At 39.7% G+C, this 22,048-nt stretch carries 17 protein-coding genes, 1 tRNA gene and 1 pseudogene; 14 read left to right on the top strand and 5 right to left on the bottom strand.

Annotated elements, in window-relative coordinates; translation table 11 throughout:
• Window positions 1-49 precede the first annotated feature (49 nt).
• A complete protein-coding gene (locus Q1K78_RS11285) occupies window positions 50-1,279 on the top strand; it encodes a hypothetical protein (RefSeq protein ID WP_300178431.1) in 1,230 nt (409 codons plus the stop codon).
• A gap of 68 nt (window positions 1,280-1,347) precedes the next feature.
• Here the strand turns inward: Q1K78_RS11285 and Q1K78_RS11290 are convergent, their stop codons facing one another.
• The 3 genes from Q1K78_RS11290 to Q1K78_RS11300 form a co-directional block, all read right to left on the bottom strand.
• The gene (locus Q1K78_RS11290) at window positions 1,348-1,707 is read right to left on the bottom strand and encodes a DOPA 4,5-dioxygenase family protein (RefSeq protein WP_300178433.1); all 360 of its coding nucleotides are present in this window, start codon (window positions 1,705-1,707) and stop codon (window positions 1,348-1,350) included.
• 98 nt (window positions 1,708-1,805) lie between these two features.
• The gene (tdh, locus tag Q1K78_RS11295) at window positions 1,806-2,837 is read right to left on the bottom strand and encodes an L-threonine 3-dehydrogenase (protein WP_105063835.1); all 1,032 of its coding nucleotides are present in this window, start codon (window positions 2,835-2,837) and stop codon (window positions 1,806-1,808) included.
• Entirely contained in the window at window positions 2,837-4,033 is a 1,197-nt protein-coding gene (locus Q1K78_RS11300; protein WP_300178440.1) for a glycine C-acetyltransferase, read from the bottom strand. Before Q1K78_RS11300 ends, tdh begins: the two co-directional genes overlap by 1 nt.
• A 121-nt stretch (window positions 4,034-4,154) precedes the next feature.
• Here Q1K78_RS11300 and Q1K78_RS11305 point away from each other — a divergent pair, with 121 nt between their 5' ends.
• The 4 genes from Q1K78_RS11305 to Q1K78_RS11320 all read left to right on the top strand — a co-directional run bounded on the left by Q1K78_RS11305 (window position 4,155) and on the right by Q1K78_RS11320 (window position 6,938).
• Window positions 4,155-5,075, top strand: a complete 921-nt coding sequence (locus tag Q1K78_RS11305) for a LysR family transcriptional regulator (protein ID WP_300178443.1) — start codon at window positions 4,155-4,157, stop codon at window positions 5,073-5,075.
• A gap of 2 nt (window positions 5,076-5,077) precedes the next feature.
• Complete coding sequence (locus Q1K78_RS11310) at window positions 5,078-5,455, top strand: ATP-binding protein (protein WP_300178446.1); 378 nt, start codon at window positions 5,078-5,080, stop codon at window positions 5,453-5,455.
• Window positions 5,456-5,779: 324 nt separating this feature from the next.
• Window positions 5,780-5,855 (top strand) — tRNA-Glu (locus Q1K78_RS11315).
• A gap of 162 nt (window positions 5,856-6,017) precedes the next feature.
• On the top strand, window positions 6,018-6,938 hold the full coding sequence (locus tag Q1K78_RS11320) for a manganese-dependent inorganic pyrophosphatase (RefSeq protein ID WP_300178449.1): 921 nt from the start codon (window positions 6,018-6,020) through the stop codon (window positions 6,936-6,938).
• A 433-nt stretch (window positions 6,939-7,371) separates the two neighbouring features.
• Here Q1K78_RS11320 and Q1K78_RS11325 read toward each other — a convergent pair whose 3' ends face one another.
• On the bottom strand, window positions 7,372-7,902 hold the full coding sequence (locus Q1K78_RS11325) for a DUF2062 domain-containing protein (protein WP_300178452.1): 531 nt from the start codon (window positions 7,900-7,902) through the stop codon (window positions 7,372-7,374).
• A 6-nt stretch (window positions 7,903-7,908) separates the two neighbouring features.
• Between Q1K78_RS11325 and Q1K78_RS11330 the strand changes: the two genes are divergently transcribed.
• Genes Q1K78_RS11330 through kdsB form a run of 5 tightly spaced genes read left to right on the top strand, consistent with a single transcriptional unit; the run spans window position 7,909 to window position 13,911 of the window.
• Window positions 7,909-10,215, top strand: coding sequence for a DNA internalization-related competence protein ComEC/Rec2 (locus Q1K78_RS11330; protein ID WP_300178455.1), 2,307 nt, complete (start codon window positions 7,909-7,911; stop codon window positions 10,213-10,215).
• Window positions 10,216-10,249: 34 nt separating this feature from the next.
• The gene (gene msbA / locus Q1K78_RS11335) at window positions 10,250-11,998 is read left to right on the top strand and encodes a lipid A ABC transporter ATP-binding protein/permease MsbA (RefSeq protein ID WP_300178458.1); all 1,749 of its coding nucleotides are present in this window, start codon (window positions 10,250-10,252) and stop codon (window positions 11,996-11,998) included.
• The gene (gene lpxK, locus Q1K78_RS11340) at window positions 11,998-13,005 is read left to right on the top strand and encodes a tetraacyldisaccharide 4'-kinase (RefSeq protein ID WP_300178461.1); all 1,008 of its coding nucleotides are present in this window, start codon (window positions 11,998-12,000) and stop codon (window positions 13,003-13,005) included. The genes msbA and lpxK overlap by 1 nt, the downstream gene beginning before the upstream one ends.
• Entirely contained in the window at window positions 12,986-13,183 is a 198-nt protein-coding gene (locus Q1K78_RS11345; protein ID WP_300178464.1) for a Trm112 family protein, read from the top strand. Before lpxK ends, Q1K78_RS11345 begins: the two co-directional genes overlap by 20 nt.
• The gene (gene kdsB, locus Q1K78_RS11350) at window positions 13,165-13,911 is read left to right on the top strand and encodes a 3-deoxy-manno-octulosonate cytidylyltransferase (protein WP_300178467.1); all 747 of its coding nucleotides are present in this window, start codon (window positions 13,165-13,167) and stop codon (window positions 13,909-13,911) included. Before Q1K78_RS11345 ends, kdsB begins: the two co-directional genes overlap by 19 nt.
• Before the next feature lie 93 nt (window positions 13,912-14,004).
• On the opposite strand, the gene elyC is transcribed toward kdsB, so the two are convergent.
• Entirely contained in the window at window positions 14,005-14,874 is an 870-nt protein-coding gene (elyC, locus tag Q1K78_RS11355) for an envelope biogenesis factor ElyC (protein WP_300178470.1), read from the bottom strand.
• 135 nt (window positions 14,875-15,009) lie between these two features.
• On the opposite strand from elyC, the pseudogene Q1K78_RS17395 reads away from it, so the two are divergent.
• The 4 genes and pseudogenes from Q1K78_RS17395 to mukB form a co-directional block, all read left to right on the top strand.
• Window positions 15,010-15,111 (top strand): annotated as a pseudogene (locus tag Q1K78_RS17395) (tRNA uridine 5-oxyacetic acid(34) methyltransferase CmoM); the annotation flags it as partial.
• Between the two features lie 345 nt (window positions 15,112-15,456).
• On the top strand, window positions 15,457-16,794 hold the full coding sequence (gene mukF, locus Q1K78_RS11360) for a chromosome partition protein MukF (RefSeq protein ID WP_300178475.1): 1,338 nt from the start codon (window positions 15,457-15,459) through the stop codon (window positions 16,792-16,794).
• Complete coding sequence (gene mukE, locus Q1K78_RS11365; protein ID WP_300178478.1) at window positions 16,775-17,518, top strand: chromosome partition protein MukE; 744 nt, start codon at window positions 16,775-16,777, stop codon at window positions 17,516-17,518. The genes mukF and mukE overlap by 20 nt, the downstream gene beginning before the upstream one ends.
• The gene (gene mukB / locus Q1K78_RS11370; RefSeq protein ID WP_300178481.1) at window positions 17,515-21,987 is read left to right on the top strand and encodes a chromosome partition protein MukB; all 4,473 of its coding nucleotides are present in this window, start codon (window positions 17,515-17,517) and stop codon (window positions 21,985-21,987) included. The genes mukE and mukB overlap by 4 nt, the downstream gene beginning before the upstream one ends.
• The last annotated feature ends 61 nt before the right edge of the window (window positions 21,988-22,048 follow it).

A 22,048-nucleotide genomic window follows, 5' to 3' on the forward strand; every position in this document is an offset into this window, starting at 1 on the left:
CTTACTTTCTTCCTAGTTTATTTCATTTCATGTGTTCAGAGGTTTCTATATGTACCATCCCTTATCACCCCGACTCGATTTCAATACATTTTTAATCGTACGTGGAAAGAAAACGTATATTGAAGAAAATTTATTGTTACGAGTGAAGTTGGTTGATATTGCTGGTACTGAATATTGGATCCCAATCGGAATAAATTGGAATGATGGGCAATCAACAAAACGACGAAGAATGGAATTTGCTCAAGTACGTTTTGCTCGTAAGGGGCAGCGCTATTACAGTAAGGCCTATTATGCTGATTTTGATAATGAAGATAATGATATAGACGCTCGCTCAGAAGCGATTATTGAAGCCGCGTGGTCAATTGCGGAATTAGTCGAGCAAGATGAATATGAAACCGCAGATGCAGCAAGAAAAACAAAGACGTTTACAGCAAAGTCCGCATATCAAGGCTTACATCCTAATATTCAATTAAAGTTGTCTATGATAAAGGGGACTCCTTACGTTAATAGTCATTTTGAACGACATGAAAGTAAGTCTTGTTATCGCTCTCATAATTTCTCTCGCAGTATTTATTCGGTAAATTTTGATGATCTGGGTGAATATCTAGCTGAGCTTAATGCTATCGGTGAGGTTTTAGATACGTATTTAAAAACCCAAGATGCTGATATTTCCGCTTTTAAACCGGCAAAAGGGTTAACCACGACACCGCTTTCTAAGTTTGAAATGCGTGAAATTTGTGATGATATGGTTCAAAGAGCAATGGATGGATGCCGATCTGAGTGTGGAAAAAAATGGTTTGAATTTAAACGAAAACCAAAACAGATCCTCATGATTGAAGCGGAAGATAAATCGAGTTTTAATGTAAGAAAAGAGACCGTTAAGACTGGAACAACGATTAACATCAATAATTTTACTGCGTGTACACACCCTGGTCATGTATTAAGAAAAGTTGCTTTAATGAAAGCAAATTATAATTGGGCAAATTTCAAAAACGAACGTAAGGCAGAATCGGCAAAAGGTAAATATTTCATAACAGCCCATCCTTCTTCTAACGTTGTTGGTGTCGTCGTTAAAGTGACAGAGAGTGAAACTATTTTTAAAGGGATTGTAGGGCAAACCCCGCGAAGTAGTTATAAATTTAAAACGTTTTCAACGAATAATATGAGTGATAAACAGGCTTTTATTGCTGCGAAGCAAGCTTTCCTTGAGGCAATGGAAGAAAAAGAATGGTCTGAGTATATGTTGAATAAAGAATTTGCGGTATACCAATCTAAATAATTATCTGCTTTACTCCTTTTGATTATCTATCCTCAAAAGGAGTAAGATTATTTAATTAGCGATATTTGTTACGATCTAGCGTTTAATTCACTTTCTGTAAAAATACTGAGGTCTAATTTAATTGGGGTTCCAAGCCATACTGCTGACTGAGTATGGTCAAGGTATTCATCGTCTGTTAATGGGTGAACGAGTACAGAAAGTTGCGCTCTATGTGCTTCAATCCACATAATAACCTCATCATAATCGCTATGTTTAAAAGACACCTGGCGACTCCATACGGGATGTGGTCCCACTGGTTTCTTATTTATTCTTCCCAGTTCATAGCCAAATTTGTCATTTAACTGTTCTGTTAAACTAATGGCGAAATCAACACTGCTTTCATCGAAGTAAACGTGAATATGATAACCCTGATTTTCTAATTGAGGCATAGTACTCTCTAAGATTTATATTGGATTTGTAGTTAAGCGGTATAAAAAAGGCCAAACCGAAGTTTAGCCTTATTATAGTTCATTTTAAATGAGAATGATTATTCCCAATCTAGAATAACTTTACCTGACATACCTGAACGCATCATATCGAAGCCCGCTTGGAAGTCGTCGATTTTGTAATGGTGGGTAATGATTGGTGTTAGATCTAGACCCGATTGGATCAGTGATGCCATCTTGTACCAAGTTTCAAACATTTCACGACCGTAGATACCTTTAATGACCAAGCCTTTGAAGATCACTTGAGTCCAGTCTACTGTCATGTCAGATGGTGGAATACCTAATAGAGATATTTTACCGCCATGGTTCATGTTAGTTAGCATGCTGTTGAATGCAGATGGAACCCCTGACATTTCAAGACCTACGTCAAAACCTTCAGTCATGCCAAGATCTGACATTACATCTTCAAGCTTTTCGTTCATCACATTTACTGCACGTGTTACCCCCATCTTTTTAGCAAGATCTAGACGGTATTCGTTAACATCAGTAATTACAACGTGACGAGCGCCAACGTGTTTTGCAACGGCTGCTGCCATGATGCCAATTGGACCTGCACCAGTGATAAGAACATCTTCACCTACTAAGTCAAATGATAGGGCAGTGTGAACCGCGTTACCAAATGGGTCAAAGATTGATGCTAGATCATCAGAAATACCTGCTGGGATCTTAAAGGCATTAAATGCAGGAATAACTAAGAACTCAGAGAATGCACCAGTACGGTTTACACCAACACCTGTTGTATTACGACAAAGGTGAGTACGGCCGCCACGACAGTTACGACAGTGACCACAAGTAATGTGACCTTCGCCAGAAACACGGTCACCAATTTCAAAGCCACGAACTTCTTGGCCAATGCCAACCACTTCACCTACGTATTCGTGACCAACAACCATTGGTACAGGAATGGTTTTCTGTGACCATTCGTCCCAGTTGTAGATATGAACATCAGTACCACAAATTGCCGTTTTCTTGATACGGATAAGAAGATCGTTATGACCCATTTCAGGTTTTTCAACCTCGGTCATCCAAATGCCTTCTTCAGGTTTTAGTTTTGAAAGTGCTTTAATTTTCATTATTTGATGATCTCCATGTCTTTACCTACAGCGATAAAGGCATCAATTGCGCGATCTAGTTGCTCACGAGAATGAGCAGCAGACATTTGTGTACGAATACGAGCTTGACCTTTAGGCACAACAGGGAAAGAGAAAGCAACAACATAGATGCCTTTTTCTAACGCACGTTCTGCGAATTCAGCGGCGAGCTTTGCATCGCCTAACATAATTGGGATGATAGCGTGGTCAGCGCCACCCATAGTGAAACCAGCGGCTTCCATGCGAGTACGGAAATGTGCTGAGTTTTCCCATAAGTTTGTGCGTAAATTACCTGACTCAGCCAGTAAATCAATAACACGAATAGAGGCTGAAACGATTGCTGGAGCGACTGAATTCGAGAATAAGTACGGGCGAGAGCGTTGACGTAACCAATCGATGACTTCTTTTTTACCAGAAGTGTAACCGCCTGATGCGCCACCCATTGCTTTACCTAGCGTACCTGTAATGATATCAATACGGTCAATAACGTCATGATGTTCATGAGTACCTGCACCGTTCTCGCCCATGAAGCCAACAGCGTGAGAGTCATCAACCATAACAAGCGCTTCGTACTTATCAGCTAAATCACAGATAGCAGGAAGATTAGCAACTACGCCGTCCATTGAGAACACACCATCTGTAACGATAAGTGTATGACGAGCGCCAGCTTCTTTTGCTGCAATTAGTTGTTCTTCTAACTCAGCCATGTTGTTGTTTGCGTAGCGGAAACGCATTGCTTTACAAAGACGAACACCGTCAATGATTGATGCATGGTTTAGAGCGTCAGAGATAATGGCATCTTCTGCACCTAAAATTGTTTCGAATAAACCTGCGTTTGCATCAAAGCATGAGGTGTAAAGGATGGTGTCTTCTTTACCTAAGAAAGTAGATAGTTTTTCTTCTAGTACTTTATGTGAGTCTTGAGTACCACAGATAAAACGTACAGAAGCCATACCAAAGCCGTGCTCATCCATACCATTTTTCGCAGCTTCAATAAGAGCTGGGTGGTTAGCTAAACCTAAGTAGTTGTTTGCACAGAAATTTAGAACTTCTTGGCCTGTAGAGATAGAAACGGATGCTTTTTGAGCTGAAGTAATAATACGCTCAGATTTATATAAACCTTCGCTCTTTACTTCTTCAATTTGATTTTGGATCTGAGTGTAGAATGCAGAAGACATTATGTTCCCTTTTTTAGTTATGATTGTTGCACATAAAAGTGTAATCAAAATCCGATAAATAGATTCTAATTCAAATCAATTACGACTATTATCCCTAAAACTGGAAAAGCATTAGTGAATCATGGTCACAAATAAACTTATTACTTTATTACCCGATCTTGCTACGTATATTGTAGTTGTAAATGAAGGCAGCTTTACGGCAGCGGCTAAAAAACTTGGGGTAACGCCATCTGCGTTGAGTAAACTCATTACTCGATTAGAAAGTGCGCTATCTGTAAAGTTATTTGAGCGAACAACACGCAGTCTATTGATCACTGAATCGGGTAAAAAAATATATCAGCAATCGGTCATTATGGTCGAGGCAGCACAACAAGCGATTGATATTTCTAGCTCAGAGCACATTGTTCCGTCTGGAAGTTTAACGGTTGCGGCACCAAAAGCATTTTTAACGATTGTACTTCAACCGCTCATTACTCCATTTCTGATCAAATATCCTAAAATCCAATTAAAGCTAAGAGCATCGGATGGTGATATCGATATGATCGCTCAAGGGATTGATGTGGTTTTTCGTTTAACAGATAAACCAACGGAAGGGTTGATCATGAAAGAGATAGGAAAGGTCAACCTCAGCTTATGTGCCAGTCCTTCTTATATAGAAGAGAGAGGATTACCAATTAACCCACACGATCTTATTCACCATGACTGTCTTTATTTAGGTGAAACGACAACAGATCATATTTGGGAATTTGTAAAAGCGGAAGAAAGCCATGTTATTGCGGTAACGGGTCGTTACGCTGTTAACCATTCGCAAATGAGATTAAATGGCGTTAAGGATGGTTTTGGTATTGGGATCTTTCCTGATTTTGTTATTAAAGAGGCATTAGATAATAACGAGGTGGTTCCTGTTCTTTCTGATTGGCAGATAAAAGGGAATTATCACGGTGTTATCGCGATGCAGTATGCTCAAAATAAATACATGCCTTCAAGGATGAAAGTATTTACTGAGTTTGTAAGACAGAATTTAATGAAAGAGCAGAGCTAACGATGAATAAATTAGAATTACGATTATTGAGAGGTTTACCTGGTAGTGGAAAATCAACATTGGCAAAAACATTGGATTTGGTACATATAGAGGCGGATCAGTTTTTTGTGAATGATGATAATGAGTATAGCTTTGAAGGATCATTATTAAGCTCGGCTCATCAATGGTGCCAATCTCAATGTGAATTTAATCTTTATCATGGTAGAAGTGTGGTGGTGGCGAATACGTTTGTTAAGCAGTGGGAAATGGATGCTTATCGGAAAATTGCCCGACAATACGGAGCAGTGCTGAATATTGAAGTGTGCAAGGGCCAATTTAAAAGCACGCACGATGTGCCTTATGATGTAATTAAAAGAATGAAAAAAGAGTGGGAAGTTTAATTAATTGCATTGGTCTAATTGTTCTTTTTTGAGTGAATGACGAATGTGATAAAAAAAAGACTTGCAACTCATCGCCAAATCTCTATAATTCGGCTCCGTTGTTAGAGCAAACTTTACTTGGTAAGGAATGTGAATTCAGCAGAAGTGAAACATTGACGCGAACCGAGTCTTCAAAAGTTGCTTGCAGCTTACTTTTAGTAATTTAAATGACACTTCAAGCAAAATAAAGTAAAAACTTTGTTTTGAGCTTTTTGATGATTACACCCAGCAGCTTTGCAGAGGTTGAAAATTAAAAAGATATGAAGGTGTTTACACCTTCATAGTGTCCCGTTCGTCTAGAGGCCTAGGACACCGCCCTTTCACGGCGGTAACAGGGGTTCGACTCCCCTACGGGATACCATTTTTAAGCGTTCTTTCTGAGAGCTTTTAAAAATGGTTGAAAGCAAAACAACAAATTGAATTACAGTATTTAAAGGCTTGTATCGAAAGGTACAAGCCTTTTTGCTTTTCAAATTCCCTCAATTTGTTAGAATATCGCGCATATTTAAAGGAGAGTAATAGAATGTCAATGTATGTAGTGGGCCATAAAATCCCAGATTCAGATTCAATTTGTGGTGCAATCGCACTTGCTTACTTAAAAAATCAAATCGGTGAAGCTGCTATTCCTGCTCGCTTAGGTGAACTTTCTCCTGAAACCGCATTTATTCTTGATAAATTTGGTTTAGAATCTCCAGAGTTTAAAACGAGCTACGCTGGTGAAGAAGTGTACATCGTTGACCATTCAGAGCTGACTCAAGCGCCTGATGATATTGCAGAAGCAACGATCGTTGGTATTGTTGACCACCATAAATTGGGTGATTTAACAACGTCTACACCATTAGAATGTTGGATCCGTCCTGTTGGTTGTAGTAACACAATCATTAAGATGATGTTCGATTTCTACAATGTTGAAATTCCAAAAAATATTGCTGGCATTATGTTATGTGCAATTTTAAGTGATACAGTAATTTTTAAATCACCAACATGCACAACTGCTGATATTAAATGTGTTGAAGCACTTGCTGAAATCGCAGGTATTGAAGACTTTAAAGAATTAGGCATGGATATGTTTAAAGTGAAATCAGCAGTAGAAGGTACGCCAGTGCGTGATCTTGTTATGCGTGATTTTAAAGACTTCAATATGAACGGTGAACTTGTTGGTATTGGCCAACTTGAAGTAATCGATCTTTCTGTATTTGATGACATCAAAGAAGAGCTAGAAGCAGATATCGCAGCAATGAAAGTGGAAGGTAATCGTCATACTATGATCTTACTTTTGACGGATATCATGAAAGAAGGCTCTGAGCTATTAGTGGTTAGTGATAATGCAGAACTAACAGAAAAAGCTTACGGTAAAGCGACAGAGAATGGCCGAGTTTGGCTTGATGGCGTACTTAGCCGTAAGAAGCAAGTGGTTCCTCAGCTACAAGAAATATTCGCGTAATTACAAAATAACGCTGATACAGTAAAAGTAAGCCCAGACTTAATTGTGTGGGCTTTTTTTTATTTATATTATTTTATTATGTAGTAAATATTATGTTCTCTTTTTCCCCCACAAGCCAAGTACCCTCTTTTTTTATTACTCCGCAATCTGAACAGATCACTGTATTTTCATTATCTGAAATGAGCAATTCATCAGAAAGACACTTGGGACACTCAGTCAGTTCATGCATGTCGTATTCCTTAAGTAGCAGTAATAAATGGTATTGGTATTTTTTTTATTATTTATTCACAGTAAGTGAAAAGCCCAATTATTAAGATATAGGCAATTATATCATATTGGAGCTATCATACTGTTTGTTAGTAAGAGGAATTTTGTGAACTGACAGCAAAAAATCACTGCCAGCTATAGTAAGAGCATAATAAGAGAGGCTAAATTAGTTTTTGTGTGGAAACTTCAAACGTAATGTTCGTTTTTTCCAGCTTCTTACGACGGAATAGCGCCAAAGCCCTCGGATACCAAAATAACCAATAAGTGATGAAGCAATGGCACAAATTGCGCATCCAAGAAGGAAAGGAGGCCCAATAGTCGACATTTGTGATCCAATAAATTCCCATGAAAGCTCAAAGTGAAAATGTTGAGCAGGGGTTGAGAGCACCCAAGCACCAATCTTATAGGCACCATAAAATAACACCGGCATGGTGACAGGATTACTAACCCAAACTAATGCAATCGATAGTGGTAGATTAACACCACAAAGAATAGCAAGGCCTGCCGCCATAATCATTTGACTAGGAAGAGGAACAAAAGCCATAAACAGCCCGACAGCAAAAGCACCCGCAGCAGAGCGACGGTTCAAACACCATAAATTTGGGTTGTACAATACGTTGCCAAATACTTTTAATGCTTTTTGGCGTTTAATGGTTTCGTGGTTCGGTAAAAAACGTTTAATGAATTTTCTTGGCATGAGTTAATGCTTCTGTTTAATGACATGCGTATAAAGATCGCTGTCGTAATTCTTATTCTTCTGTCGTCAGCCTACTGGCCAACAAACCTGCCGTCGTTTGTATTTTCATTGTGTATTTTTAGCTATATAATCGCACTAAAATTGCCCCAAGCTAAATTAATACAAGGCATCCTGCTGGGGTTAATCATCACATCCTTACACATAACTTACTATGAAAGTGCCAATAAGCGGCTTTATAGTCAAGGTCATGATATTACCATCAAAGGCGAAATTCAAAGTCTAATTGCATTTAACGAAAGAACATCATCAATTTTAGTTCAAGTTCTTGAGATTAATACTCAATCAATGAATTTTTTTCATCGACCCTTATTACGATTGTCGATCCGTGATTATAAAAAAGGGCTTGATAATGATCCTGAAGAGATATTGTTCAAACAAGGCCAACAATGGCAATTTGATGTGACATTACGCCCTCCCATAGGGCGACATAACGAAATCGGTTACAAACTTGAGGATTACGCCTTAGCAAAAGGTATTCATTCTTACGGTAAGGTTACGAATGCAACCTTGATTGACAGTTCAGCCTCATATAGAAGTCAATGGTTTACTCAGGTTTATGATAATACGGTAGGCAAGGAATATCAGTCTTTGCTTCTTGCTTTAACCTTTGGTTATAAAGGTGATATCGATAGCAATGAATGGCGAATATTACGGAACTCCGGTTTAGCTCATTTAATGGCAATTTCTGGTTTACATATTGGCTTTGTTTTTGCGATTGGTTGGTGGTTAGGGAAAATAGGTCGAATTATGCACGCTAGCATGAATAATCGATGGTTTCCTGCGATTAGTGGTTTTGTCTGTGCGGTATTTTATGCATGGCTTGCTGATTTTTCATTACCGACGGTCAGAGCGCTGATTGCGTGTTTTATAGTGTCTATTTTATTGATCAATAGATTTTACTGGCCAAAGCACGTATTGTTTTTGTGGTGTTTATTTATTTGTTTGCTTATTAACCCATTCTCGTCTCTTTCAATGAGTTTTTGGCTTTCATTTAGTGCTGTCTGTGTCGTTTTCTTATCACTACATTGTTATCAAATTTTAATGAAACATAAACGATATTCATTAGTGGGAAAGTGGAGTCAAGTTGTTTTTATTCAATTTGGGCTATTTATTCTGCTAGCGCCTGTGCAAGCTTATTTCTTCTCTGGCGTGAGTTACCTGTCCCCATTGATTAATCTCGCTTCAGTCCCTTGGGTTAGTGTGTTTACGGTTCCGTTAAGTTTGTTTGCAGTGGTCACTGAATTGGTTAATCGTGATATTTCAGCATGGTTTTGGTCTTTGGCGAATGTATCGCTCTACCCTGTATGGTGGTTGGCTGAAAAAGCGGAGCAATCATGGTTAATATTACCGATGTACATCAACGTTGTTCTTATTTCGATTATCTTATTCTTTGTTCTTAAGCTTACCTTGCCATTCGAGTTCTTTTTTCAGCCTATTATTTTTTTACTTGTAGGATCATTGCTTGTTAAACCAGAACAAGAATGGCAGGTTGATTTTTTAGATGTCGGTCATGGTCTGTCGGTACTATTATCGAATCAAGAACACACCGTTGTTTATGATACAGGCATGAAGTGGAGTAATGGCAGTATTGCAGAAAGTGTCATAGAGCCTATTCTATATTCGCGTGGTGTTAAGTCGATTAATGGCTTAATTATTAGTCATTCAGACAATGATCATGCCGGTGGAAAAATGCATTTAATTAATACATTTAAGCCAGAGTGGATAAGAACAAGTGAGTTTGGATTAAATAATAAAGCCTGTATTAAAGGTCAACAATGGAAAGAGGGAGGCATGGAGTTTACAGCGATTTGGCCTCCTAAAATGGTTGCGAGAGCTTATAACCCTCATTCATGTGTAATTAAAGTTAAGATTGAGCAATGGACATTTTTATTAACGGGTGATATTGATGCAATTTCTGAAATGTTAATATTAAATCAAAATCAATTTGATGATGTCGATGTGTTTTTAGTACCGCATCACGGCTCAAATACCTCTTCGACGGATCGATGGGCCGAAAAGATGAAGGGCAAAATAGCTGTTGTTTCTACTGGTCGATTTACGCCATGGAATTTACCGAGTCAAAAAATCAAACAAAGATACCTCGAAAAAGAGATTGAGTGGTTAGATACTGCACAATTAGGACAGGTAAGAATAACTAGTGAAGGGGATGATTTGAAGATTAAAGGTTATTCATTGCTCAATCACAGTGTCTGGTACAGAAAGCTATTTGGCGATAATCTAAATTCAGAGTAGAATAAAGGTAATTGTATATGAAGAATAAGTACTTATGACTATTGAAAAAGACGAATCTACATGGGCAACATTTAAGCGTTTATGGCCACTAATCTCTCTGTATAAGACAGGGCTTTGGGTTGCTGTTGTTGCACTGGTGATTAATGCATTAAGCGATACATATATGCTTTCGTTATTAAAGCCATTATTAGATGAAGGTTTTGGTAACGCGGATTCAGATTTCTTGAAGAAAATGCCATTTATCATTTTAGCAATGATGTTTATTCGTGGCTTAAGTGGTTTTATTTCTGGTTATTGTATGAGTTGGGTTGCGAGTAATGTCGTGATGCGAATTCGTCGTCAAATATTCAATCATTTTATGCACATGCCTGTGAGTTATTTCGATCAAGAATCTACAGGTCGCTTACTGTCTCGTATTACGTATGACTCAGAGCAAGTTGCTTCAGCAACCAGTAAAGCCTTAGTGAATATTGTTCGTGAATCAGCAAGTATTATTGGTTTGCTTGGTTTGATGTTTTGGAATAGTTGGCAGCTTTCTTTAGTGCTTGTTGTGGTTGCCCCTGTTGTTGCTTTCGCGATTAGTTTTGTCTCTAAACGTTTTAGAAAGATCAGTAAAAACATGCAAACGGCGATGGGCTCATTAACAGCAACCTCTGAACAAATGTTGAAAGGCCATAAAGTTGTTCTTAGCTATGGGGGTCAAAAGGTTGAGTCTGAACGTTTTGATAACATCAGTAATCACATGCGCCAACAAGGCATGAAAATGGTGGTAGCTCAAGGTTTAGCTAACCCAATTATTCAAATGATTGCTTCTTTTGCTTTGGTTACGGTTTTATATTTAGCAAGTGTAGATTCTATTAAAGAGACATTGACTCCGGGTACATTTACGGTTGTTTTCTCTGCTATGTTTGGTTTATTGCGTCCGCTTAAAGGACTGACCAGCGTAACGTCTGATTTCCAACGAGGTATGGCGGCATGTCAAACGTTATTTGAATTAATTGATATGGATAAAGAAAAAGACGACGGTGTTATTACTAAAGATAAAGTGGAAGGCGATATTAAAGTTGAAAATGTCACCTTTACTTACCCAACATCAGAAGGACCAGCATTACGTAACGTGAGCTTTGATATTCCTACTGGTAAGACGGTTGCATTAGTCGGTCGCTCTGGTTCTGGTAAAAGTACCATTGCCAATCTATTTACCCGTTTTTACGATGTTGACTCTGGATCTATCTCGTTAGATGGCAATGTAATTGAAGATTATAGACTTCCTAATCTTCGTAAACACTTTGCGTTAGTGTCGCAAAATGTGCACTTATTTAATGATACGGTAGCAAATAATATAGCTTATGCATCAGAGGGTAAGTTTACTCGCGAAGAAATTGAGAAAGCGGCAGAATTGGCTTATGCGTCAGACTTCATCAATAAGATGGAGCAGGGTTTTGATACCATGATTGGTGAAAATGGTGCGAATTTATCCGGTGGTCAGCGTCAGCGTATCGCAATTGCTCGTGCTCTATTGCAAAATGCATCAGTCTTAATTCTTGATGAAGCAACTTCTGCATTAGATACCGAATCAGAAAAAGCGATTCAGTCGGCTCTAGATGAGCTGCAAAAAGATAAAACCGTATTAGTTATTGCACACCGTTTATCAACCATTGAAAGTGCGGATCAGATCCTAGTGATAGATGAAGGTGAAGTGGTTGAGCGTGGAACTCATGCTGAACTAATTGCACATGATGGTGCTTATGCCCAGTTACATCGCATTCAGTTTGGTGATTAATGGTTGAGAAGATTTGGTTTGATAACCATTTTTTAGGTAAATTGTTGTGGCCGATATTGTGGCCACTCAGTTGCGTATTTAAACGGTTAGCCGCAAAGCGTAAAGCAGATTATCAGTCAGGTAAGAAAGAGAGCTACCGATCTTCTGTTCCTGTTGTCGTTGTGGGTAATATCACTGCGGGTGGTAACGGTAAAACCCCTGTTGTTGTATGGCTCGTTGAGCAACTTCAATTAAAAGGTTACAGAGTTGGGGTCGCTTCTCGTGGCTATGGTGGTAAAGCACCGTATTATCCATTTTTGCTTACCGAGACGACCACGCCTGATATTTCCGGCGATGAACCAGTATTGATAAAACAACGCACCAAAGCGGATGTTGCTGTTGCCCCTGTTCGCAGTGAAGCGGTTAAAATGCTTGAGCAGCAAGGTGTAGATATCGTCATCACTGATGATGGTTTACAGCATTACGCTCTACAACGTGATATTGAATTTATTATTATTGACGGCAAACGTCGTTTTGGTAATGGACAATACATCCCATTAGGGCCATTAAGAGAGGGAACTGATCGTTTATCAACGGTAGATTTCTTAATTTGTAATGGAGAGCAACCAAAAGAGAACGAAATTTCAATGAAGCTTGAGCCGAGTGAGGCGATTAACCTAGTGACAGGTGAAAAGCGCGTAATTTCTTCATTATCCAACTTGGTTGCGTTTGCTGGTATTGGTCATCCACCACGTTTTTTTGATACGTTAATCTCGTTAAAGGCAGATGTGGTTCATACCCAAGGCTTTGGTGATCATAAAGCGTTTGAACCAACAGAAATTGAAAATTTAATGCAGTATGGCGAGCAATTAATAATGACGGAGAAAGATGCGGTTAAGTGTCAGTCTTTTGCTCAATCGTCATGGTGGTATTTACCAGTTGATGCCAAATTCCCAGAAGAAAAAGCACAACAAATATTAGATAAAATTATAGAGGTAAAAGAACAATATGGATTATCGTCTTCTTGAAATCGTTGCTTGTCCTGTATGTAATGGAAAACTTAACTACGATAAAGATAAGCAAGAATTGATCTGTAAAATCGATCGTCTTGCATACCCAATCACAGAAGGTATTCCAGTAATGCTTGAGCCTGAAGCTCGTCGTATGACAATGGAAGAGGTAGAGCTATGTCGTTCACAGTCATAATTCCTGCTCGTTACCAGTCAACACGCTTACCAGGTAAGCCATTGGCTGATATTTGTGGTAAACCGATGATCCAATGGGTTTATGAGCAAGCATCAAAAGCGGGGGCTGATCGCGTTATTATTGCAACCGATGATCCTCGTATCGAAGCGGTAGTTAAAAGCTTTGGTGGTGACGTATGTATGACATCACCCGATCACGAGTCAGGCACAGAGCGCCTAGCTGAAGTGATTGAAAAATGTGGCATTACCGCTGATGAAATCGTAGTGAATGTACAAGGGGATGAACCACTTATTCCACCAAGTATTATTCAACAAGTCGCTCAGGATTTATCTGATTCGATTGCGCCTATGGCAACCTTAGCAGTACAGATTGATGAAGAAGACGATGTATTTAATCCAAATGCAGTTAAAGTAGTGACTGATGCAGAAGGTTATGCGTTGTACTTTAGCAGAGCGGCGATCCCATGGGATCGTGATGCGTTTGCAAAAGGCGAGAGCCTAACTGCAAATCCATTGCTTCGTCATATTGGTATCTATGCGTATCGTGCTGGCTTTATTAATACTTATATTAATTGGCAACCAAGCGTACTTGAAAAAATCGAGTGTCTTGAGCAATTGCGTGTGCTTTGGTACGGTGAAAAAATTCATGTAGCTGTAGCAAAAGAAGCACCAGCCGCTGGTGTAGATACACCTGAAGATTTAGAAAAAGTACGAGCTTTATTGGCTTGATTTACGTCTTAGTCAGACAGCTAAACGAAAAAGGCCCGAAAACTAAGTAAATTAGTTCCGGGCCTTTTTAATGTCTAACTGATTATATTAATATTACAAATTGTCTTTTTTAGGTAAAGGCAGTGAGTTTTTTATCTCATCTACTTTATCTAATACATCATTTATTTCAACCTGTGGTGTTTCTTGTGCTTGCTGTTCATTGGCGACGAGCATGTCTTTCAATTGCATAAACCAACGACCCATCTGTTCGTACCAAAAACGCTCAGATTGCTCTAAATATTTGGCTTTTGGTGCGTATTTTTCCCATGGCTGTTTAATCTCAGAATGGGCTAAGTAATTTGTTGGAGCAGGAGTAGGGTTCATACCTAACTTGTTAAATTCAGCCATTGCGCGTGGCATATGGCTTGCCGAAGTAACAAGAACTAAGGTTTTATTTCCCACTGAATTTAGTGTTTGAATTGCTTCTTCTTGCGTATCTCTTGCTCTTTCTAATAAAAGAATGTCTGATTTATTAACCCCAAGAGAAAGCGCAACACGAGCCATCATTCGAGCGTGGCTAACCGTTGTTCCGCCCTTATAGCCAGACAAAATTAACTTTGCGCCAGGGTACATTCGATAAATACGGATCCCTTCAGCTAAACGCATAACAGCGGCGCGTGATAATTCAGAGATCGGTGAGATATCGTCGTCAACAACATGACCATTACCAAGAACTAGAACATACTCTACAGGGGCTTCAGGGCTTATATACGAAGGATATATTCGCTCTGTAGATTTCAGTAATGGTGTTGTGACGGGTTGAAAAGACAATAAGAAAATCCCAATAAGAGACAGTGTCAGTAAAAAAGAGGCAAACCCTTTCCTTTTTGAAAACCATAAAATGAATAGGCCGATGAAGCCAATCAGGAGTAATCCTGGCAAGGGCATCAGCATTGATGATACAAACTTCTTTAACTCAAACATATTTTTTGACTATTACCGCTGATATAGAATGAAAAATCACCACTTGAGAGCAAAAAACAGCGTCATGCTGTTACTTCCTTGAGCTCTTATGCGACAATGCTTGTTTCCAATAGATAATATCATAACTTAACCACTGTGAATAAAGACCGTAATTTCGACGACATCACCTACACATTTACAAAGAGCCTGTATGGCGTAGATAAAAGTGATATTCGTCAAATTATAGTATGGCAAGATATGAAGCTATCATGGTGTATAGTAAGCAAATTCTGCGCCAGTTACCATATTAGATATGGGATATAGATGCGGTCAGAGTCTCAATGTTCACTTATTTACTCCGCTGTACAACAAATTGAACAGCACGGGGCGGTTAAGGTTGATATTCTATTGAAAAGTGTGATTTGTGGCAATATTTCTCATGTTTTTGATAGCATGCCACGTTGGAAACAGTTTAAGTTACCACCATAAAACAGGGTACTATAGACGAGTAGTTATGCCGTCAAGAACCTTATCTGTCTCTTGGTCGTTATATTTATATATGGACGAGGAGAAAATAATAATGATGTACACAAAGGATACACAATGAGTGAGTTTTCTAATGCTGTTACAGACCAAACGGTTGATGAACTGGTTGGCTGGGTAAAACAGCACGATTTCTCATTGAACTTGCCGACCGAGCGTCTGGCATTTTTGTTGGCCATTGCTGTTCTCAGTAATGAAAGATTTGATGATGAGCTGGGTGAAGGTGAACTTCACGATGCGTTTGGCATCATCAGTGGTTTATTTGGTCAATCCAATGACACCATTGCTTTTCGTGCGAACAATGCAATCAATGAATTAGTAAAACAACGTTTAATTAGCCGCTTTAGTGGTGAAAGTACCGATGGAATGAACATCTATCGTCTAACACCATTAGCGATTGGTATTACCGATTATTACGTGCGCCACCGTCAATTCTCTAAATTGAAGCTTTCTATTCAGTTGACGATGGTTGCAGAAGAGATCCAGAAAGCATCGCAAGCGGCTGAAAAAGGTGGTGATGCGAAGCACTGGCGTAAAAACGTATTCGGTGTTTTGAAATACTCTGTTGGAGAGATTTTTGATCGTATCGATCTAAACCAACGCGTAATGGATGAACAACAACAATCAGTTAAAGAAGAAATTGCTGTGCTGCTAAACCAAAACTGGCGTGAAGCGATCTCGAGCTGTGAAAAGCTACTTGATGAAACCTCGGGTAACTTGCGCGAATTACAAGATTCATTGCAAGCAGCAGGTGATCAACTTCAAACGGAATTACTGAATATTCAAGAAATTGTTTATGGTAATGACGAGTTAGAGTTTATTGACGCCATGCTGTATTCATTGCAAATGAAGCTTGACCGTATTGTGAGTTGGGGACAACAAGCGATTGATTTATGGATTGGCTACGACAGACACGTACATAAATTTATTCGTACCGCAATTGATATGGATAAAAACCGTGCCTTTAGTCAGCGTCTGCGTGATTCTGTAAAAGGGTATTTTGATGCGCCATGGTTATTAACGTACGCAGATACAGAGCGTCTACGTGATATGCGTGATGAAACGCTCATGCTGCGTGATGATGAAGTAACCGGTATCGTCCCTGAAGAAATGGAATTTGAAGAGCTGACCATTATTGCCGATCTCTTAGCTGAACAGATCAGTGAAATGCTACAACATCATAAAGACACTGGTGAGGCGATTGAGTTGGGTACTGTACTTAAAAAGTATCTAGCGATTCATCCTCATTCTCAGCACTTTGATCTGGCCCGCTTAGTGGTAGATCAAGCCGTGCGTCTCGGTTATTCAGAAGCCGATTTCCAAGCCGTTCAACCTGATTGGCAGTCTATTAACGAATTCGGTGCGAAGGTACAAGCAAATGTCATTGACAAATATTGAAGAATTTATGCCTGAGAAGTTAGCAAAAGCAATTGCTAATCCATTATTCCCAGCATTAGACAGTTTATTGCGTTCTGGCCGCCATATTGCCAGTGAAGATTTAGATAACCACGGTTTATTGTGTGAGTTTGAACATGAGCTTGGTATGTTTTATCAGCGTTATCATGCTGAATTAGTAAAAGCACCAGAAGGTTTCTTTTACTTACGTCCGCGCTCTACCTCTTTCATTGCACGCAGCGTATTGGCTGAGATAGACATGCTAGTTGGTAAAGTCTTGTGTTTCTTATACCTAAGCCCAGAGCGTTTGGCTCACGAAGGTATCTTTACGAACCAAGAGCTGTTTGATGAGCTATTAGTGTTAGCTGATGAACAAAAGCTAATGAAGTTAGTGACTAACCGTGCATCAGGTTCTGACTTAGATAAAGAAAAGCTGTTTGATAAAGTTCGTACTTCACTGCGTCGTTTAAAGCGTCTAGGTATGATCATTCAAGTAGGTGAGCAGGGTAAATTCCGCATCAGTGAAGCGGTATTCCGTTTTGGTGCAGATGTTCGCTCTAATGATGATATGAAAGAAGCACAACTGCGCTTGATCCGTGATGGTGAAGCGGTTGTCGTTCACAATGAAGAATCGAGCCAATCTAGCTTCGATCTTGATGAAAATGAAAAATTAAGTGATGTATCTGCAGAAGAGCAGCATGAATTAGAATTGGAAGGTGATGCATGAGCATGATTGAACGTGGTAAATATCAATCACTCACCATGGTTAACTGGAACGGCTTTTTTGCTCGTACCTTTGATATTGATAATCTAGTAACAACACTTTCTGGTGGTAACGGTGCCGGTAAATCGACCACAATGGCCGCGTTTATCACCACGCTAATTCCGGATCAATCGCTACTGCATTTCCGTAACACAACCGAAGCGGGTAGCTCACAAGCATCACGTGATAAAGGGTTACACGGTAAATTAAAGCCGGGTGCCTGTTATGCTGCACTAGACGTAGTAAACTCGCGTAATCAACGTGTTCTTTTTGCGGTTAAATTACAGCAAGTTGCTGGTCGTGATAAGAAGGGAGACATCAAACCGCTTATTATTATCGGTTTGTCAAGTCACGTGAAAGCAACCGATTTAATGATTGAATCGGTGTTTGAAAACCAAGCGCGTGTTCGTCAAATTAATGAAGTAAAAGACATTGTGGCTGAATACGAAGGTGTTCAGTTCAAAGCGTTTAACTCAGTCACTGATTACCACGCGCAAATGTTTGATTACGGTGTTCTGCCTAAGAAACTTCGTAATACCAGTGATCGTTCTAAATTCTATCGTCTACTTGAAGCATCTTTATACGGCGGTATCTCTAGTGCAATCACGCGTTCTTTACGTGATTACTTATTACCACAAAATGGTGGTGTTAAGAAAGCCTTCCAAGATATGGAGGCGGCATTGCGTGAAAACCGCATGACATTAGAAGCGATCAAAACAACACAGTCTGATCGTGATTTATTTAAGCGCTTAATTACTGAATCAACCAACTATGTTGCTTCAGATTATATGCGTCATGCGAATGATCGTCGTAAAAAACTGGAACAAACATTAACGCACCGTGTTGAGTTAATGAATGCACAAAACAGCTTGGTTGGTTTATCTTCTGTATTGAACAACATGCAGAGCGAACTAGAACTGCTTACGGATTCAGAATCAGGTCTTGAACAAGATTATCAAGCAGCCTCAGATCATCTTCAATTAGTGCAAACAGCCGTTCGTCAACAAGAGAAGATTGAACGCTACTCTGAAGATCTAGAAGAGCTAACAGAGCGTCTAGAAGAGCAAGTTATGGTGGTAGAAGAAGCCGCTGAACAACTTGCGATGTCAGAAGAGCAAGCACAATTAACTGAAGAAGAAGTTGATAGCCTTAAAACACAACTTGCTGACTACCAACAAGCGTTGGATATGCAGCAAACCCGTGCGCTTCAATATCAACAAGCCGTTAAAGCACTTGAAAAAGCACAGCAGCTAACAGCGAATGATGAACTAACGCAACACAATGCAGTCGATCTTCAATCTGAGTTAAAAGCAAAAGAAGAGCGTCAAACAATCGCACTTCTTGCTATTAAACATAAGCTGGACCTTTCTTCTGCTGCCGTTCAACAATTTGAACGTGGCTTAGCATTAGTTACCTCAATTGCCGGTCATGTTGAGCGAAGCGAAGCGTCAGATAAAGCAAAAGCCTTAATTGAGAAAGCTCGCCAGTTCAGCAATATTGCAGAGCGTGCAGAACAGCTTAAAGCGCAATACAAAGATTTAGAACGTGCCGTGCGTTTACAACGTCAAGCTCAAGAATTGGCGGCTGAATATGCAAAACGTTTTAATATCACTGTTGATTCTGAAATCGTACTTGAAGAAGAACAAGCTCGTTATGAAGAGATGCTTGAAACCGTTCAAGAACAGCAAGAAAATATCATTGATAAACGCTCAGAGCTAAAGCGTCAAGAACAGCAACTTCGTTCTGAAACTCAGCGTTTAGAATCAATCGCACCGAAATGGATTGCAGGTAATGATGCGCTACATAAACTGAATGATCAGTGTGGTGTTGAGTTAGAAGATAGCCACATGGTTATCAGTAAAATGCAAGAAACGCTAGAAAACGAACGCGTACTTTCAACCAATAAAGATCGCCTTGCTGCTCGTAAACAAGAGTTAGATGGTGAGATTGAACGTTTAGCGGCTCCTGGTGGTAGTGGTGATGCTCGCCTTAAAGGTCTTGCGGATACATTAGGTGGCGTACTGCTTTCTGAAATTTACGATGATATTACGTTAAGTGATGCACCGTATTTTAGTTCGCTTTACGGCCCTGCTCGTCATGCTATCGTTGTGTCTGATTTATCTGGTATCAAAGAAAAACTGGTGGATCTTGATGATTGCCCAGATGATCTTTACATCATTGAAGGCGATATTGACGCGTTTGATGACAGCGTATTTGATGCCGATGAAATGGAGAATGCGGTTTGTGTTCACCTAAATGATCGCCAAATGCGTTACTCTCGTTTCCCTGAGCTGCCATTGTTTGGTCGCGCTGCTCGTGAGCAACGTTTAGACACATTACGTGAAGAACGTGAAATTGCGGTTGAAGAGCACGCGAAAGCGGCATTTGATTCACAAAAACTTCAACGTTTATACCAAAGCTTCAATGGTTTCGTGTCAACACACCTAGTAGTCGCGTTTGATGCCGATCCAGAAGTTGAATTGAAAAAAGCACGTGAGCAATTATCGCAAACGAGCCGTCAATTAAATGAATTGGTAGCGACTGAGCAACAACACAAATCTCAACTGTTAGCATCAAAAGAGGCACTGTCTCAATTAGCTAAAATTGCACCTCATATCAATGTGCTTGAAGATGAAACCATCACTGAGCGTTTTGAAGAGATCAGTGTTCAAGTTGAACAAGTATCAGAAGCAGAAAGTTTCCTACGTCAAAATGGTAAAGTGATTGTTGAGTTAGAAAGCTTGCAACGTGCATTAGAAGTGGATCCTGAACAGTTTGATGCATTAAAAGCTGAACATGAGCAAATTGATGCGCAGTTACAAAGCATTAAAGCACAATTGTTTGCTATTTCTGATTTAGTCGAGCGTCGCCATCACTTCGGCTATGAAGATGCGGTTACATTGCTTAATAAGAGCAGTGAACTAAACGAACAACTTAAAGCGAAATTAGTACAAGCAGAACAAGCGCGTACTAAAGCGAAAGAGCAACAAAAGCTATCCCAAGCTCAAGCAAACCAATATAACCAAGTAATGGCATCGCTTAAGAGTTCGCATCAAGCTAAGCAAGAGACCGTTCAGGAATTTAAACGTGAGCTGCAAGAGTTTGGTGTTCACGCTGACCAAAGTGCGTTAGAGCGTGCTGAAGTTCGTAAAGGTGAATTGAACGAACGCCTACACAGTTCTCGTGGTCGTAAGAGTGAGCTTGAAAAAAGCATCACATCAAATGAACTTGAGATTAAAGGCTTAGTTAAGCAATCACGTAAAGTTGAAAAACTGTACAAAGAGTTACGCACTTTTGTGGTTAACGCAAAAGCAGGTTGGTGTTCAGTTCTACGTTTAGCTCGTGAAAATGATGTTGAGCGTCGTCTACACAAACGTGAATTGGCGTATTTAAGTGCTGAAGAGCTGCGCTCAATGTCGGATAAATCATTAGGTGCGCTTCGTTTAGCAGTTGCAGATAATGAAGACCTACGTGACTCGCTGCGTGCTTCTGAAGATACAAGTAAGCCAGAGCGTAAGGTTCTATTCTACATTGCGGTTTATCAGCATCTTCGTGAGCGTATTCGTCAGGATATTATTCGTACTGATGATCCAGTTGAAGCCATTGAAGAGATGGAAACGGAGCTTGGTCGTTTAACTGAAGAGTTAACTTCTCGTGAGAATCGCCTTGCATTAAGTTCTGAAAGTGTTGCCAGCATTATACGTAAAACGATTCAGCGTGAGCAAAACCGTATTCGTATGCTAAACCAAGGTTTATCTCAAATTGGTTTTGGTCAAGTAACGGGTGTTCGTTTAAACGTTGGTATCCGTGAAACGCATGCGACGTTATTAGCCGGTCTGTCTGAGCATCAAGCACAGCATCAAGACTTGTTTGGTAATCCTAGCTTTACGTTCTCAGAATCAATTGCGAAACTGTTCCAACGTATTAATCCACATATCGATGTAGGTCAACGTTCTCCGCAAACATTGGGTGAAGAGTTACTGGATTACCGTAACTACTTAGAACTGAACATTGAAGTAAACCGTGGTGCTGATGGGTGGTTACAAGCAGAGTCGGGTGCATTATCAACAGGTGAGGCGATTGGTACGGGTCAAGCGATCCTACTGATGGTTATCCAAAGTTGGGAAGATGAGTCTCGTCGTCTTCGTAGCAAAGACATCATGCCTTGTCGCCTATTGTTCTTGGATGAAGCGGCACGTCTGGATGGTAAATCTATCGCGACATTATTTGAATTGTGTGACCGTTTGGATATGCAATTATTAATCGCGGCGCCAGAGAACATCAGTCCAGAGAAGGGTACGACGTATAAACTGGTTCGTAAGATCTTCAAAGATCGTGAGCACGTTCATGTGGTGGGCCTAAAAGGTTTTGGACAAGATACAGCAGCAAGCCGAACTCAACAAACGCTAGAAGAAGCAGAGATTGCTGAATAACAGTAAGTTAAGTTTGTAAATTAAATGGCAGTCAGAAATGGCTGCCATTTTTTATGATTAT

The organism is uncultured Aliivibrio sp., assembly GCF_946479765.1.
In the GTDB taxonomy this organism is placed as follows: domain Bacteria; phylum Pseudomonadota; class Gammaproteobacteria; order Enterobacterales; family Vibrionaceae; genus Aliivibrio.